Source organism: Halovivax limisalsi, from assembly GCF_023093535.1.
GTDB classification, from domain to species: Archaea; Halobacteriota; Halobacteria; order Halobacteriales; family Natrialbaceae; genus Halovivax; species Halovivax limisalsi.
Map to the genome: position 1 here is coordinate 657,872 of NZ_CP095757.1, position 13,956 is coordinate 671,827.

Annotated in this window: 15 protein-coding genes; 7 read left to right on the plus strand and 8 right to left on the minus strand. The window is 68.1% G+C overall.

Annotated features, from left to right (window positions below):
- Positions 1-69: 69 nt before the first annotated feature.
- The 3 genes from MXA07_RS02845 (at position 70) to MXA07_RS02855 (ending at position 2,324) form a co-directional block, all read left to right on the plus strand.
- On the plus strand, positions 70-750 hold the full coding sequence (locus MXA07_RS02845) for an HAD family hydrolase (RefSeq protein WP_247730548.1): 681 nt from the start codon (positions 70-72) through the stop codon (positions 748-750).
- A 165-nt stretch (positions 751-915) separates the two neighbouring features.
- Positions 916-2,007 carry a DUF2249 domain-containing protein gene (locus MXA07_RS02850; RefSeq protein WP_247730549.1) on the plus strand — a complete coding sequence of 364 codons (1,092 nt, stop codon included), beginning with the start codon at positions 916-918 and terminating at the stop codon, positions 2,005-2,007.
- 2 nt (positions 2,008-2,009) lie between these two features.
- Positions 2,010-2,324 (plus strand): hypothetical protein, encoded by a 315-nt coding sequence (locus MXA07_RS02855; protein WP_247730550.1) that lies wholly within the window; start codon positions 2,010-2,012, stop codon positions 2,322-2,324.
- An 18-nt stretch (positions 2,325-2,342) separates the two neighbouring features.
- On the opposite strand, the gene MXA07_RS02860 is transcribed toward MXA07_RS02855, so the two are convergent.
- The 3 genes from MXA07_RS02860 to MXA07_RS02870 form a co-directional block, all read right to left on the minus strand.
- Positions 2,343-4,523 (minus strand): copper resistance CopC/CopD family protein, encoded by a 2,181-nt coding sequence (locus MXA07_RS02860; RefSeq protein ID WP_247730551.1) that lies wholly within the window; start codon positions 4,521-4,523, stop codon positions 2,343-2,345.
- 6 nt (positions 4,524-4,529) lie between these two features.
- Positions 4,530-5,807, minus strand: coding sequence for a hypothetical protein (locus tag MXA07_RS02865; protein WP_247731695.1), 1,278 nt, complete (start codon positions 5,805-5,807; stop codon positions 4,530-4,532).
- A 143-nt stretch (positions 5,808-5,950) separates the two neighbouring features.
- Positions 5,951-6,478: a winged helix-turn-helix transcriptional regulator gene (locus MXA07_RS02870; protein ID WP_247730552.1), complete on the minus strand. Its 528-nt coding sequence runs from the start codon at positions 6,476-6,478 to the stop codon at positions 5,951-5,953.
- A gap of 267 nt (positions 6,479-6,745) precedes the next feature.
- On the opposite strand from MXA07_RS02870, the gene MXA07_RS02875 reads away from it, so the two are divergent.
- Together MXA07_RS02875 and MXA07_RS02880 are read left to right on the plus strand one after the other, a co-directional pair.
- Positions 6,746-7,087 carry a DUF7471 family protein gene (locus tag MXA07_RS02875; RefSeq protein ID WP_247730553.1) on the plus strand — a complete coding sequence of 114 codons (342 nt, stop codon included), beginning with the start codon at positions 6,746-6,748 and terminating at the stop codon, positions 7,085-7,087.
- A gap of 128 nt (positions 7,088-7,215) precedes the next feature.
- On the plus strand, positions 7,216-7,644 hold the full coding sequence (locus MXA07_RS02880) for a DUF6069 family protein (protein ID WP_247730554.1): 429 nt from the start codon (positions 7,216-7,218) through the stop codon (positions 7,642-7,644).
- 77 nt (positions 7,645-7,721) lie between these two features.
- Here the strand turns inward: MXA07_RS02880 and MXA07_RS02885 are convergent, their stop codons facing one another.
- On the minus strand, positions 7,722-8,276 hold the full coding sequence (locus MXA07_RS02885; protein WP_247730555.1) for a CBS domain-containing protein: 555 nt from the start codon (positions 8,274-8,276) through the stop codon (positions 7,722-7,724).
- 188 nt (positions 8,277-8,464) lie between these two features.
- Here MXA07_RS02885 and MXA07_RS02890 point away from each other — a divergent pair, with 188 nt between their 5' ends.
- Entirely contained in the window at positions 8,465-8,734 is a 270-nt protein-coding gene (locus tag MXA07_RS02890) for a hypothetical protein (protein WP_247730556.1), read from the plus strand.
- Positions 8,735-8,814: 80 nt separating this feature from the next.
- Here MXA07_RS02890 and MXA07_RS02895 read toward each other — a convergent pair whose 3' ends face one another.
- From MXA07_RS02895 to MXA07_RS02910, 4 genes are all read right to left on the minus strand, one after another.
- The gene (locus MXA07_RS02895) at positions 8,815-11,229 is read right to left on the minus strand and encodes an ATP-dependent DNA helicase (RefSeq protein ID WP_247731696.1); all 2,415 of its coding nucleotides are present in this window, start codon (positions 11,227-11,229) and stop codon (positions 8,815-8,817) included.
- Positions 11,230-11,425: 196 nt separating this feature from the next.
- Positions 11,426-11,632, minus strand: coding sequence for a type II toxin-antitoxin system HicA family toxin (locus MXA07_RS02900; RefSeq protein ID WP_247731697.1), 207 nt, complete (start codon positions 11,630-11,632; stop codon positions 11,426-11,428).
- Positions 11,633-11,725: 93 nt separating this feature from the next.
- Positions 11,726-11,944 carry a type II toxin-antitoxin system HicB family antitoxin gene (locus MXA07_RS02905; protein ID WP_247730557.1) on the minus strand — a complete coding sequence of 73 codons (219 nt, stop codon included), beginning with the start codon at positions 11,942-11,944 and terminating at the stop codon, positions 11,726-11,728.
- 318 nt (positions 11,945-12,262) lie between these two features.
- Positions 12,263-12,706 (minus strand): GNAT family N-acetyltransferase, encoded by a 444-nt coding sequence (locus tag MXA07_RS02910; protein ID WP_247730558.1) that lies wholly within the window; start codon positions 12,704-12,706, stop codon positions 12,263-12,265.
- A gap of 232 nt (positions 12,707-12,938) precedes the next feature.
- Between MXA07_RS02910 and MXA07_RS02915 the strand changes: the two genes are divergently transcribed.
- Positions 12,939-13,508 (plus strand): DUF1684 domain-containing protein, encoded by a 570-nt coding sequence (locus MXA07_RS02915; RefSeq protein ID WP_247730559.1) that lies wholly within the window; start codon positions 12,939-12,941, stop codon positions 13,506-13,508.
- Positions 13,509-13,956: the final 448 nt, after the last annotated feature.

Consider the following 13,956-nt stretch of genomic DNA (forward strand, 5'->3'; position numbering starts at 1 on the left):
AGCAGCCGTCGAACCAACGAACAGTCACCGAATCCGAACGGTTTTGCCCGGCACATCCCCATTCCCCACATGGGCGCCGTCACGACCGTTCTATTCGACCTCGACGCCACGCTCTGTCACCAGCCGACGCCGTCGAGCGACCGCCTGGCGGCGGCGTTCGAGCGCGCCGGCGTCGAGCCGTTCTTCGAGGCGGCCGACTACCACCGCCTCGTCGACGAACTCGGGGGAACGGGCAGCGATATCCGACGGCGCGAGACGTGTTTTCGACAACTCGCACGGGAGGCTGGCCGCGAGGAGGCGGTCGGCCTCCGGGTCGCCGACGCCTACCAGGCGGTGACCGACTACGCGGCCGTCGAGTTCCTCCCCGGCGCGACCGACGTTCTCGATCACCTCTCGGAACGCTACCGACTGGGGCTGGTCACCAACGGCGGCCCGGACACGCAGTCGGTGAAGATCGACGCGCTCGACGTTCGCGACTCCTTCGAGACCATCGTGCTGGCGGGCTACGAAACTGCTGCCAAGCCCGATCCGGAGCCGTTCGAACGCGCGCTGGCGGAGCTGGAGGCCGACCCCGACGAATCCGTCTACGTCGGCAACTCCCTGGATCACGACGTCGCCGGCGCATCGGCATGTGGAATGCGGACGGTGTGGTATCCGAACGATTCAGCGAGGACGGCGCCGACGCCGGAACCGGATCACCGGATCGACGGATTGGCCGACCTGCTGGACCCGCCGTGGGAGGGCGACTAATTGTTCCTGCGGTAACCCACTCGCCGTTGCAGTGCGGGTCGGTTCGACGCGGGGTGTTCTTCGGTTGTGTCTCCTCGTGGATGTCCTCGTTGACCCCCACCGAGTCGGTCCCGAAGGGATTCGCCACCGAGGTAATGCGTGTGCCCGGAGAACGAACGGACAGTGATGGAAACCCAACTCGACCTGCGAGACCGTCCGCCGGCGGCATCCCGACGGGCACTCGTCGACGAACTGGACGCGGCGGACGAAGGGGACGCCGTCGACGTCGTTGCCGACCGGGACGTCGACGACCATCTGGTACGGTATCAACTCGACCGCGATCGACGCCTGAAGTGGACGTACGCGGACCCCGACGCGGAACCTCGGGAACTCCGGGTGACCAAGGGCGAGCCGCTGGCCGACGACGAACTGGGGACGATCGACGTCCGCGACCTGAAACCCCAGCGGCGACACCAGGCCCTCCTCGCCATCGTCGACGAACTCGGGGCCGACGAGGGGTTCGTCCTCGTCAACGATCACGACCCGAAGCCGCTGTACTACGAACTCACGTCGATGCACGGCGACGTGATCGACTGGACGTACCGCGACCGCGGCGGCGCCGACGGGTGGCGCGTCGAGGTCGTCAAGACCGCCGATTCGGACGCCGACGACACGGACGTCGTCACCCGATACGACGTCCGCGAGATCCCGAAGGCGGAGCGACACCCGACGATTCACCACCGGTACGGAATGCTCCCCGAAGGCGGGACGCTGGAACTGATCGCGCCCCACGAACCGCGGCCGCTTCGCCAGGAGTTTCGCCAGCGCTACGGCGACGCGTTTTCCTGGGTGGTGCTCGAGAACGAACCCGAGCGCTGTCGAGTCCACGTCACGAAGGGCGGCGATTCCGGCGATGCCGACGAATCGGACGATGCCGTGGGGACGAGCGCCGAACCGGAGGAGTCGGGGGTGGACGCGACGATCGAGGTCCGCGAGGAACTGGACGTCCGAGACCTCCCGCCCGCAGCGCGCCACGAGCGGATCTTCGACGCGTACGCCGCCCTCGATGCGGGCGCGGGGTTCGTCCTGGTCAACGACCACGATCCGAAACCGCTGTACCACCAGTTCGAGGCCGAGGCGGGTCCTGAATTCCGCTGGGAGTACCGCCAGCGCGAGCCCGGCGAGTTCAGGGTCGTGATCGGCAAGTCCGACGCGGTCGATACCCGGGCGAGTGCGAACCGAGACGTAGCGGGTGGGAGGCCCGAGCCCCCGTTCTAACCATGTCCGGGACACCACCCGTCGCCGATCGCGGGGACGATCGCTCCGCCGCGGACTCGATCGCCATCACGTTCCACCCGCAAGAGTGGGTCGACTCGCCGGGCGAGGCCCACGACTGGGGCCGACGACAGCTGGTTCCCGCACCCGGCCGAGATCCCGCGACGTTCGTCGTCCCGCGAGCGGACGCCGCCGACGACGATGGCGAGCCGTTCCCCGACGAGTCCTACGAGGCGAACGCGCTCCGAGACCATCCGGCGGCCCCGGAGTGGGTCGCCGACTGGGATGGCCCGTACTACGTGACCGTGACCGATACCTGACGAACGCTCCGCGAGGAGTCACCGCTCCCGTCCACGCCCGTGGATCGACTCGACGCCGACGGCGATCGTCCCGAGCAGGCCGACGGCCAGCGCGCCGAGCCGCAGCAGCGAGGAGAACGGCGTCTCCGCGCGAGTTCCCGTCCCCCGATCGCGTCCGTCGCCCGCAATCGCGCGAACGTCGAACCACTCGTCGACGTAGGTGCCGTCGAAGAGGCCGGTGACGCGGAGCCGCCAGCCGTCGGGGTCGGGGAGCGTCTGGACGGTCGAGTACGTCCCGTCGCCGTTCGCCCGCAGGTCCACGTTCATCGTCGTGTCGTGCTCGGGATTGGTCGCGACCAGCCGGACCCCTCGGTCCGACCGGACGCGCTCGCCGTCTTGGACGGCGGCGACGTCGAAGACGATCGGCTCGCCCCGGTGAACCGTGAGGTTCCCGGCCGAGCGATCGCCGGGCGTCGCCGTCAACGAGAGATCGAGGTCGCCCGCGTCGCGTTCGAGCGTGGCCTCGCCGAACCCGCCGCCGGCGCCGGCCACCGCGGCCGTCGGCGCGCTCGTAATGAGTCCGGAGAGGACGACGACGAGGAGCAAGACGCCCGCCTCGACGCGAACTGCGCGGACGAACGCGGAAACGGCCGCCGCGCCCTCGGCGCCGGACGCGTCGCCGGTACCGCCGTCGCTACGAACGTCGGCGGCGGGATCGAGCGCGCGGAGTACGGCCGTCAGGGACTCGTCGCCGGCCGGCGATTCGAGGCGGTGCAGGACAGCCATCCGCGAGAACCCGGCGAGCCCGAGCGCCAGGATAACGAGGACGACTTTGGTCGAGAGCGCGACGCCGTAGAGCGACGCGACGATGGCGTCCACCGTCGGCGCGTGCCAGGCGGCCAGCAGGAAGCCCGTCGCCACGACGAGCGTCACGCCCGCCATGGCGAGGATGGAAAAGCGCCGGATCAGCGCGGCAGCCAGTCGGAATCGGTCGGTCGCGGGCGTCTCCGCGAGCACCGGCGGGACCACGGTCGCGAGGACGACCAGCCCGCCGACCCAGACGCCGGCGCCGAGCACGTGGGCGGCGTCGACGGCCGTCCCCGACAGCCGGGCGACGGCGGTCGCGGAGTGGCTCGACCAGCTCACCGTCGCGAGAGCGAGCCCGCCCCCGACGACGCTCCCGGCGAGCCAGACCCGTCGCGACAGGCGTCGCGTCCGGATTCCCGACTCACCGGTCGTGGCCACCCTCTCGATCCCACCCGGAACCCGCGCTCGAATCGGAACCAGGCCGTAGAGCGAGACGGTCAGGCCGACCGCGAGGGCGATCGCGACGGCGAACTGGATCAGCCAGAGTCGCCCGAGCCCGGTTTCGAGAAAGCGGGTGAGCGACACGACCGACGCCCCGCCGAGCGCCGTCGCCTGGACGGCGCCGTAGGCGAGCGAGGCCGGCGCGAGCGCGAGCGCCGGGACGAGCAGGACGGTTCGCAGGCGGCGGTCGATCCGCGCGGACGTCGACCCGTCGCGACCGAGGACGGGGTAGACGACGGTTCGAGCCGTCACCGGCACGCCGACGAGGGCGACGATCGCGAGGAGCAACAGTCCCTTCGCGCCGGCCTCGAACGGCGAGACCGAGGCATCGCCGTCGTCGGCCGTCGCGGCGGCGATGATCGCGTCGCGATCGATGGGGCCGTCGCCGACGGTGAAGAAGAACGAGCCGTCCGTGGTGTGGCCGTCGTCGGAGAGGATCTCCCACTCGACCGTGTACATACCCTCGGGCGCTGGCGCCCCGTCGTCCGCTTCGGCGAGGGGCACCCGCACGAGTCTCCGATCGTCCGCGTCGACGACGGCCGATCCGCTCACGACGTCGCCGTTCGGCCCGGTGACCTCGACCTCGGCCACCTGGATGCCGTCGCCGGAGAACGCGAGCGCGAGTTCCTCGGGCAGCGTTTCGACCTGTTCGCCGTTGCCCGGCGTCGTCTCGTCGAGGTAGGCGTGGGCCGCGACGGGCGCGGCGAGCAGTCCGCAGACCAGGACGAACAGGCAGGCGAGCGCGACTATCTTTCCGAGCGGGGACGTGGCGCTGTCCCCTCTCGTCGCACCGCCCGCTTTCGTCGACGGATCGTCTCGTCGGCGCCCGGTCGCCGACGACTCGTCCCGTCGCGATTCGGCGCGCTCCGTGGGGCGGCCGGCGACGGTGTGAGACGAGTCGTCGGTGGGCATCGTGGCTTACTCCCGCGGGATGTACTGGACTGTGTCGACGCCCTCGGCGACCTCGACGTTCGCGACCGTCTCCTGGGCCGCCATGTCGACGACGGCGACGGTGCCGTCCGCGCTCGCACCGCTGAAGAAGTAGCCGCCGCCGGTGACGCCGCCCCGGTGGAGGTGCTGTGCGCCTTCGGGGCGCTCGATGTCGCCGATGTCGACGGTTCCGACGACCTCCATCGCGTCGACGTCGATGATCGCCGAGTTCGAGTTCATCGTGTTCGCGGTGTAGGCGTAGAGCCCGTCGTCACCCTCGTAGAACGCGAGGTGGTCGGGGCCGCCGTCGATCTCGACGGTTCCGAGTTCGGCCGTCTCCTCGCTCGTCCCGTCGAAGAAGTGGACGGTGCCGTGATCGATGATCCCGAGCACCTCGTCGCTGTCGGGGTGGAACAGCGTGCCGCCGACGTCGAGTTGCTCGACGACTTCGTTCGTCTCGGGGTCGACGACCGCCGTCTTGCCGACGCCGCCGGAGCGTTCGAAGTACGCCAGGCCGTTCTGAGTGCTGTAGGCCTTCGAGTGCGTGCCGCCCTCGTCGCCGAGTTCGATGTGGTCAGTCCGCTCGTAGGCGTCCATATCGATGACCAGCGCGGCCGCGTCGTTGACGTTCGTCGCGTACCCCGTCGAGCCGAAGTCCGCGTGGTAGAGGAGCTTGCCGTGACCCTCGTTCTCGAGGCCGGATTGGACGACGGTCACGTCGTAGTTCTCGGTGTCGATGACGTAGAACGCCCCTTCGTCGTCGGCGTGGGCCCACATCTCCGTCTCCTTCGGGTGGTACATGTGGGTGCCGCCGGGGCCCATCCCGACCTCCTCGACGATCTCGCGCGTCTCGAGGTCGATGACGAGGACCTGTTCGAGACTGTCCTCGACGACGAACAGCTGCGAGCCGTCCGCCGTGCGAACCGCGTCGCCGTAGGAGTAGCCGTCGATACCGTCGGTGATCTCGTCGACGACCGCGCCCTCCTCCGGGTCGATCAGGGCGATCGAGTCGGGGCTGAACGCGTAGAGCAGTCCGTCGCTCCCGGGCGACGCCTCGCCATCGTCGCCGTCGGTTCCGTCGTCGCCATCGCTCCCACCGTCGCTTTCGTTCCCGCCGGAACCGTCGCCTCCATCGCTGCCGTCGTCACCGTCGTCCGAACCGTCGCTTCCATCCTCGTCGCCTCCGGTGAGACAGCCGGCGAGTCCGATGGTGAGAGCGCTTCCCGTCGCCTGTACGAATCGACGCCGTCTGGCCGTCGGATCCATGATCGTACAGTACGGCATTAGTTTAATCTATATTTTGGTTCGAAAATAGAAAACACGGAACGGTGGTGATACCGGCGCTGTACGGTCGATCTTCCGTCGAGAGTATCGTCGTTCGACTCTGCCGGTCGATCGTCGCGCCGCCGTCAGGAGCCGTCGGGCACGTCGTCGAGGACGTCGTCGACGAAGCGGGCGAAGCGGTCGGTGAGTCGCGCGGAGACCGTCGGCGTCACGACGTCCAGTAAGGTCTTCGTCCGCTCGGGGTCGACGAGCGACAGTTCGACGCGGTTGTGCTCGCCGTACTCCTTGCGGACGACGTCCTGGGAAACCAGGTGGGAGAGGTGATGTTCGATCGTACTCCGGGCGAGGTCGAGGTCGGCGGCGAGCGCCGCCGGCTCGGCAGTCCCCCGTTCGAGCAGGGCGAGGACGATCTCCCGGGCGGTCTCGCGTCGAAAGAGGGCGATCGTCGCGCGCTCGGATTCGTCGTACGTCGGCGGATAGTAGTGGGTTCGACCGTAGTACTCCCCGCGTTCGAGCGTCCCGTCGCGGAGCAACTGTCGGACGTGGTACTGGACCTGGCCGGGTGCGAGGTCGGATTCGCGGACGAGTTCGTTGAAGTGAATCCCCTGGTTTTCGTAGATATGCTTACGGAGTCGCGTTCGCGTTTCGGACATGGTGGATGGAGGGCGACCGTTGATTTGGTTCGGCAAATTCGATATAGTAACTGCTTTACCGTTCGTTCCCCAACTATCTACATCGAATGAAACCGCTCCGTCCACAAGTTCCTATCGATATTCGTTCCGGACCCGAATACAACGAACGAAACCGGTGACGCCGTCGAGCGCCGGTCGGTCCGACCGGAGTGCGGGCGGTTCGGCCGCCGGGGCGAGGACGGGGCGGGCTGAACCCACGCGCGTCGTTTCCAGCCACCGACCACTCTCATGATACCACCGCGATCACTCGCTCACGCCTGGATCCGCCCGGAACTCGCGCCGGTGCTCGTCGCGATCATCCTGGTAGCCGTGGCCGGGACGGTCGCGTTATTCGCGGTTGGCGTCGTCGCGTACAGTCGGCGCCGGACGTCCAGGTACCTGGTGATCGCCGGCGTGCTGGGCCTGCTGGTCGTTCGATCGATCGTCGGGCTGGGGACCGTCTTCGATCTGGTGCCGATGTCGATCCACCACCTCGTCGGCCACAGCGCCGACGTCCTGATCGCCGCCCTCGTCCTCTACACCGTCTATCGAAGCGGATCGAGGCAGAGCCAGTCCCGACTCGTCGAGTAGTCGGCGCCGGTTCGTCGAGCGAGTACCGCCGCGAACGGGCGTGCGCTGGAGGCGACGGGCCAACGGCGCGCGACGCGGCCGGATGGATACACTCAACACCCAGCGGGAAAAACGGTCTCGACCGACGGATGTCTTCGCAATTCGACGCCGCCGGAACCGCGATACCGACGGCCACGCTCGTCGTACGGGGAATCGTCGCGACCGTCGTCGCGCTCGTCGCGAACGGCGTCATCCTGGGCGCCGTCCTCGCGACCGAACTGGTAGCGCCGATCGATCCGCTCTCGATCGGTCCGGTCGCCCTCTTTACGATCCTGGGCGTCGCTGGCGCGACGCTCGTCTTCGGGGTCCTGACGCGTCGCTCGGACCGGCCGAATCGAACGTTCCTGCTCCTCGCGGCCGCCGTCCTCGTCCTCTCGTTCGGCCCGGACCTCTGGCTGTGGCAGTCGGATCCGGCGGCGACGATGGGAGCCGTGGCCGTCCTCATGGTCATGCACGCCGTCGTCGCCGCGAGCAGCGTCGTCGCGCTGACCGATCGCTACTCGCCCATCGCGCGGTGATCGGTGGAGCCGCGTTCGACGATCCGCCACCGTCTCGATCGGTGTTCTCTCTGGCCGACGGCGGCGAGACGGACTGATCAGCCCCGGTCGCGACCCCGGCCCTTCTGGCGCGTCGAGAGGGAGGGTCGCTCGCGCAGCCGGTCTGGCAGATGCCAGGCGACGTCGGACAGCGTGATGATCCCGAGCGGTTTCGACCCGCCCCGGATCGGGAGGCGCTTGACCTCGTGTTCCTGCATCGTCCGCAACGCCGCGGTCACGCTCGTCGTCGACGTCACCGTTACCAGGTCGGCGCTCATCACGTCCGCCACCCGCATCGATTCGAGCCGGCTGCGGCTCGCGGCTTCACCGTTCGCGTTTCCGAGGCCTCGCTGCCGCTCGGCCTCGCGGCTCGCGGCTTCACCGTTCGCGTTTTCGCGGTCCGCACTGCGTTCGAACCCCGCTTCGCTCCCGTCCTCGCCTTCCTGATACCACGCTCGCAACAGGTCAGATTCGGTGACGATTCCCGCCAGGCCGCCGTCGAGGACGACGACGCTGCCGACGCGCTCCTCGAGCATTCGCCCGACCGCCGTCCGGAGGGTGTCCTCGGGCGCGGCCGTCACCACCGGCGAGGACATGATCTCCCGGACTTCCATGCTAGATACTCACTCACGAAGAACATAACGTTTCCTGTCGTCCGCCGCGGTGGACCCGCGGTGAGGTCCGGGCGGCCGCGAGACCTCGCGAACCCGTCCACCTGGCCCGACAAACCCGATATCGCCCGGAAGCCGCGGTGTAATCGCTCATCCGTGGCTTTTTGCGTCGGCCGTTCGACCGGCCCCATATGGCCGTAACCAAACTGCTGGGCGGACTCTTGCAGATGGTCGTGACGATCACCGTCCTGCTGGCGGTCGGCATCGTCGCGTTCTTCGTCGCCGTCTTCGTCGTCTCGCGGGGCGCGTGGCTGGCTGGCTACGATCCGAGCGGCGACTTCGTCGTCCTCGCCGCGTCGTTGCTCGTGGTGGCGGCGCTACTCGGCGGGATCCCGCTCGGCCGATCCAGGGAGACTGCGGAGGTGCCCCAGGAGCAGTACGATACGACCGGTTTCCAGTAAGCGCGCGGCGTCCCTGCCCGCGGTCGAGTGACGATCGATGTCGGTTCGGGGCCGACGGTAGCCGGCGACCGCGTTCCGACTCAGGCCGACTCCAGTTTCTCGCGGAACCGATCGAGGCCGAGCTGGAGCATGTCAGGGCTGACCGGCTGGAACTCCGCCGCGTCGGGGAGGTACTTCCGGACCGAGTCCCAGCTCTCGCGCGCGTAGCGTTCGTCCAGCAGGACCCGAACCCCGACGTCCTCCGGGCTTCGAATGACCCGCCCGAGCGCCTGGCGCGCCTTGCGGACCGCGGGAACGGTCAGGGCGTACTCGAAGCCGGCGCCGAACTCGTCGTCGTAGGCGCGTCGAACCGCCTGCGTGCGCGGGCTGGAGGTGTTGACGATCGGAACGCCGCAGACCACCGCCGCGTTCAGCCGGTCGCCGCCGTAGTCGACGCCCTCGGTGAGCGTCCCGCGGAGGCTGGTGACGAGGACCTTCCCCTCGCCCGCGAAGAACTCGTCCTTGAGCGATTCGGTCGCCCGATCGTCGCTGGAGACGTCGAGCAGGACGGGTTTCCCGGACAGTCGTCCCTCGAGGACGCCCGCCGCCCACTCGGCCTCGGCGTAGCTCGGCATCCCGACGAGGACGTTGCCCGGGAGCGAGGCGATCCGTTCGAGGGCGTCGGCGTAGGCGCGACGGGTTTCGTTGTCTCCGGCGGACGCCGTCTCGCCGCCGCTTTCACCGGCGGACCTCGTACCATGGGGTGCGCCTCGATTCTCGTAGGTGAACTTCGGCGCGGCAACGGCGAAGCTCTCGCGGTTTGCCTCGGGGAAGTGCAGGCCGTAGCGTCGTTCGACGACCGGGCGGTCGGCCTCGCGCTCGAGGTACTGAAGGCCGGTCACCTCCGTGAAGGCGTCCATCGGCGCGAGCGTCGCGCTCATCAGGACGCCGCCGCCGAAGGCCGACAGGCGCTCGCCGATCGCCCCGCTGGGGACGCAGTTGTGCAGCGAGAGCCGGGCGGTGTAGGCGCGGCGCCACGAGTCGCCGGGCTCGGTCTCGTCCCAGGTGCGTTCGAGTTCGATCTCGCGGAAGTAATCGGTGTGGCCGCGGCGATTCCACTCGCCGAGGAGGCGCCCGACGGCGGGGGCTGCCCGGGTCCGCTCCTCGTCTTCGGCCTCGTTCAGGATCCGGGCGACGAGGGCGCCGACCGACTCCGCGCGCACCCAGTGGACGTCGGTGTACCCCGCCTGTTCGGCCCACGCGGAGATCTCGTCGACCGCCGGCTCGGCCGGATCGCGGAGCGGAATCTCGTCGTCGGGCAGGTCGTTCAGGTTCGAGCGCCAGCCGGGCTGCTCGGCGTCGAGGTGGGTCTCGACCCGCCGTTCGAGTTCCGACCGGAGCTCCTGGAGAAATTCGAGCGTCGCCTCGAGTTCCTCGAAGGAGACGTCCGAGCCCGCAAGTTCCGCGCGGACGAGTTCCGCGTCGGCCGTCTTCGAGCCGCCCTCGGTCTGGCGCCCCTCGCGCTCGTACCGAACGGGGCGGATCACGCGCGAGAGTTCCGTCACGGCGTCGCGGATCGTCGCGTCGGCCGCGCCGTCGCTGACCAGCTCGCGCACGCGCGGTTCGAGCATGTGGGCCTCGTCGCAGACGACGAACGTCTCTTCGCCGGCGAGCGCGCCCGTAAACGCCGACAGCGTCGTCGGGTCGAACGCGTGATAGTAGTTGCCGATCACGACCTCGACGGCGCCGAGCGCCGCCCCCATCGCAGAGTGCGGACAGGTGCCGTGGCGAACCGAGTGCGCGACGAGATCGTCGGGCGTCACCATCCCGGCGCTGGTCAGGTCGAACGGCACGGCCTCGACGGGCGATCCCTCCCCCTCGTCGGGGAGGTCGTCGAGGTACTGCGCGTAGAAGGGACAGTACTCGACCTCGCTCCGGCCGTCGTCGTACTCGGGGAGGTCGGGCGCGAACGGGGCGGTCTCGCCGGCCGTCTCCAGCAACCGCACGCCGCGACCGCTGCGCCCGGAGTCGGCCAGCCCGACCTGCTGGCTGCGCGCTCGCGCGGTGAGGTCGCCGGTCGTGGTCGAGCCGCCCTCGCCGGTCAGGTCGCGGGTGCGATCGCGCAGCGTCTCGCAGCGGTCGTAGACGACGCTATCGTCGAAGCCGGCCGCGCGCTCGCGGTTGTACGGACAGACGTCTGCCTTCCCGACGAGGGTGAGTCCGGAGACCGGTTCGTGGTCCTCTGGCAGGTTCTCGTTGATCGTCCCTAGGTCCGTCTCGAACTGGCGAAGCTGCTGCTTGACGCTCGTCAGGACGAACACCCGCTCGTAACTCGAATCCGGATCGCGAACGAGCGAGAGGCCGGCCGAGAGCGCGAGCATGGTCTTGCCCGTCCCGCAGGCGCCCTCGATCACGGTGAAGCCGCTTTCACGAGCCGTCTCGATCGCGGTCTCGATGCCGTCGACCTGCTCGTCGTAGGGCTCGTCGTGACCGAAGAGTTCCCGCCACGTCTCCATCTCTACAGTTCTCATCGATGGGCAGCCATAGGGTTGACGGAGTGAGATTGCCCCGTCATCGAATATAAATGGACGGCCGGGCGAAGCGTCGGCTGTTCGATTCACCAATCCCCGGCAGTTACATAATACATCCTGACGATCGGTTGAACGGAAGCCGCGCTCCACGCTGTGGTGTCAGTGGCATCGTCGTCGGCCATCAGACCATCTCGTCGAGAAACGCCTGAAAGCAGTGAGCGCCCGCCTGGTCCGCGATGCTTCGAAGCGTCTTCGTTGCAAGTTCGTCGTGCAGCGGAACGGTCACGTACCGCTTCTTCCCCGTATCGGGGTTGACGTACTCCAGCTTCACATGGCTCCCCGTCTGATCGACTCGTCGGAATCCCCAGTTCCCGAGCGCTTTGATTATATCCTCACCGGAGTACGTTCCGCCGACTCACTGTTGAACTGTGGTTCTCGCGCGTCCCGTATAAACCATGTAGAAGCCGGGGTGAAAGTGGTCCTATAACCAGGGAGCTGAAGACGGATCGGGTTCGCCCTCGACCTCGTCGGGGACGGGGCGGGTATGGAGTTGGAGCGCATCGGCCAGGTTCTCTAGCGCCTCGGCCTTCGTCTTTCCTTGACTGGCAACCCCGGTAGACTCGTCTTTAGCGACGAACCAGTCGTCGCTGTGGGTGACGGTGATCGTCTCATCGCCGTTGGGCCGGGACTGCACACCCATGATAAACTCCTATACTAGCAGGTGGCAAAAGCCTTTGTGATTTTGTAGATCAACAGTGACAGTCCCCGAATCTGCTAGAATCTCCGGTTACGGTTCTTCCAGAAGTTACTCCCCCGGGGCGGTTTACGTGCCAATCGCGAGCTCGTAGAAGTCGAGCGCAGGGGCTGTGGCGACTGCGTCGGCGCGCTCGGGATGCTGGAGTTCGAGAGGGCCCGACGGTCCGGGGACCCGGTCGACGATCGATCAGTGCGCTCGACCGGCGGGTGAGTCGAGGTCCCGATTCCGGCGTTCGGCTCGGGTCACGCTCCAACGCCGGCCCTACCGCTGATCGTTCCGCATGCGGACGAGTTCTTCTTCGCCATCGTCGACCGGGACGGTCATCTCGTGGCGTTCGAAGCCGCAATCCTCGTAGAACGGGACCAGGCCCTCCCGACAGTGGAGGGTGAGCACCTCGACGCGCCGGAGCGACTCGTGCTCGAGGATCGCGTCCATCACCCGCCGTCCGAGCCCGTCTCGCCGGCGCGCCTCGTCGACGATCACGTCGAAGATTTTGCCGTAGTACGTAAAGTCGGTCAGCACGCGCGCCGCGGCGACCAGTTCGCCCGTCTCGGGATCGGCGAGTCCCACGAACAGGTCGGTCGCCTCGACGGCTCGCCGGACGTCGTCCCGGTCCCGCTCCTCCCACCACGGGTAAGATCGGTAGAGATCGACCAGGTCGTCGAGCTGGGCCGGCGATGGCGTTTCGACCGTCTCGTAGGTCATACGATGCCCTTCGTCCGGTCGATTCCAATACGGTTACGGATCGCGCGGACGGGCTGTTATCCGTGACGCCCCGCGGTCGACGATCAGGGGCGGTCCGGATCGCGCGGGAAGCGGATCGCATCTGAACGTGGCCGCGGTCGGCGACCCGCGGGACGGTCGATGCCGAGTCCGGACGACCGCTCGCCGGCGCGTCGATCGCAAGGCACACCCGACGCGACGCCCACCCGTCGGTATGGACTTCGACGTCGACGCCTGGCGGGCCGAACTCGAGGCCAAACGCGAGGAGAAGGACGACTTCTTCGCCGAGCACCCGCAGTCGCCGATCCCGCCGGACGAGCGCGATTCGTTCGACGGACTCTCCTACTTCGACCCCGACCCCGCCTATCGCGTGACGGCAGACGTGACCGTCCACGACGATCCCGAGGTCGTTTACGTGGACACCTCGACGGGCGGCGAGATGCGCTACCTCGCCGTGGCGACGCTGTCGATGACGCTCCCATCGGCCGATCCGGACGCCGCGGACGCCGACGTCGACCTCGACGGCTATCGCCAGGAGAGCGCCGAGGACGAGACGCTGTTCGTCCCGATCCGCGACAAGACGACGGGCCAGCAGACCTACGAGGGCGGGCGCTACCTCGAACTGGCGGCGGATCGATCGCTGTCGACCGGCGACGAGATCGTCGTCGACTTCAACCTGGCGTACGCGCCGTTCTGCGCGTACTCGGAGGCGTTCGAGTGCCCGCTCCCGCCCGAATCCAACTGGATCGAGGTCGCGATCCCGGCCGGCGAACGGGGGCCGTAGTTCCCGGCGACGGCGACGGACGATTGCCACTTGCGATACCTCCGTTTCAACTGGACGTCAGCCGTGCGTCAGACGCCGTCAGGAACCGGCTGTCGGCGGTTCGCGGGGCGGCTGCGGACGAGGGGTTCGATTCCACGGGAAATCGTGGGGTTCGATACCGCGCCGTGCGATTGCGGCCCGTCGCCCTCATGCGATTTCGAAACGACCGGTTCGAGTGGAGCGTCAGACGTTCGGCTGACGGACGCACTCCCCCTCATCGTCGGGAATCTGGTCGCGTTGGGGAATGTGACGAAATATTCGAGGTGAAATAAGGGGGTTCGATCGACGGAACGAGACGGCGACGCGGTGGCGGCGGTCTGTCGGTCGGTGTCGCCGCCCGTGTCACGGCGACCGGCAGCGGGGAGCGGCCGACGGAACCCCGGGACGGCACCGAAACGCATTTTAGGCC

Coding starts and splice junctions, on each gene's coding strand:
- MXA07_RS02845 (WP_247730548.1), top strand. CDS start 70: ATGGGCGCCGTCACGACCGTTCTATTCGACCTCGACGCCACGCTCTGT.
- MXA07_RS02850 (WP_247730549.1), top strand. CDS start 916: ATGGAAACCCAACTCGACCTGCGAGACCGTCCGCCGGCGGCATCCCGA.
- MXA07_RS02855 (WP_247730550.1), top strand. CDS start 2,010: ATGTCCGGGACACCACCCGTCGCCGATCGCGGGGACGATCGCTCCGCC.
- MXA07_RS02860 (WP_247730551.1), bottom strand. CDS start 4,523: ATGCCCACCGACGACTCGTCTCACACCGTCGCCGGCCGCCCCACGGAG.
- MXA07_RS02865 (WP_247731695.1), bottom strand. CDS start 5,807: ATGGATCCGACGGCCAGACGGCGTCGATTCGTACAGGCGACGGGAAGC.
- MXA07_RS02870 (WP_247730552.1), bottom strand. CDS start 6,478: ATGTCCGAAACGCGAACGCGACTCCGTAAGCATATCTACGAAAACCAG.
- MXA07_RS02875 (WP_247730553.1), top strand. CDS start 6,746: ATGATACCACCGCGATCACTCGCTCACGCCTGGATCCGCCCGGAACTC.
- MXA07_RS02880 (WP_247730554.1), top strand. CDS start 7,216: ATGTCTTCGCAATTCGACGCCGCCGGAACCGCGATACCGACGGCCACG.
- MXA07_RS02885 (WP_247730555.1), bottom strand. CDS start 8,276: ATGGAAGTCCGGGAGATCATGTCCTCGCCGGTGGTGACGGCCGCGCCC.
- MXA07_RS02890 (WP_247730556.1), top strand. CDS start 8,465: ATGGCCGTAACCAAACTGCTGGGCGGACTCTTGCAGATGGTCGTGACG.
- MXA07_RS02895 (WP_247731696.1), bottom strand. CDS start 11,229: ATGGAGACGTGGCGGGAACTCTTCGGTCACGACGAGCCCTACGACGAG.
- MXA07_RS02905 (WP_247730557.1), bottom strand. CDS start 11,944: ATGGGTGTGCAGTCCCGGCCCAACGGCGATGAGACGATCACCGTCACC.
- MXA07_RS02910 (WP_247730558.1), bottom strand. CDS start 12,706: ATGACCTACGAGACGGTCGAAACGCCATCGCCGGCCCAGCTCGACGAC.
- MXA07_RS02915 (WP_247730559.1), top strand. CDS start 12,939: ATGGACTTCGACGTCGACGCCTGGCGGGCCGAACTCGAGGCCAAACGC.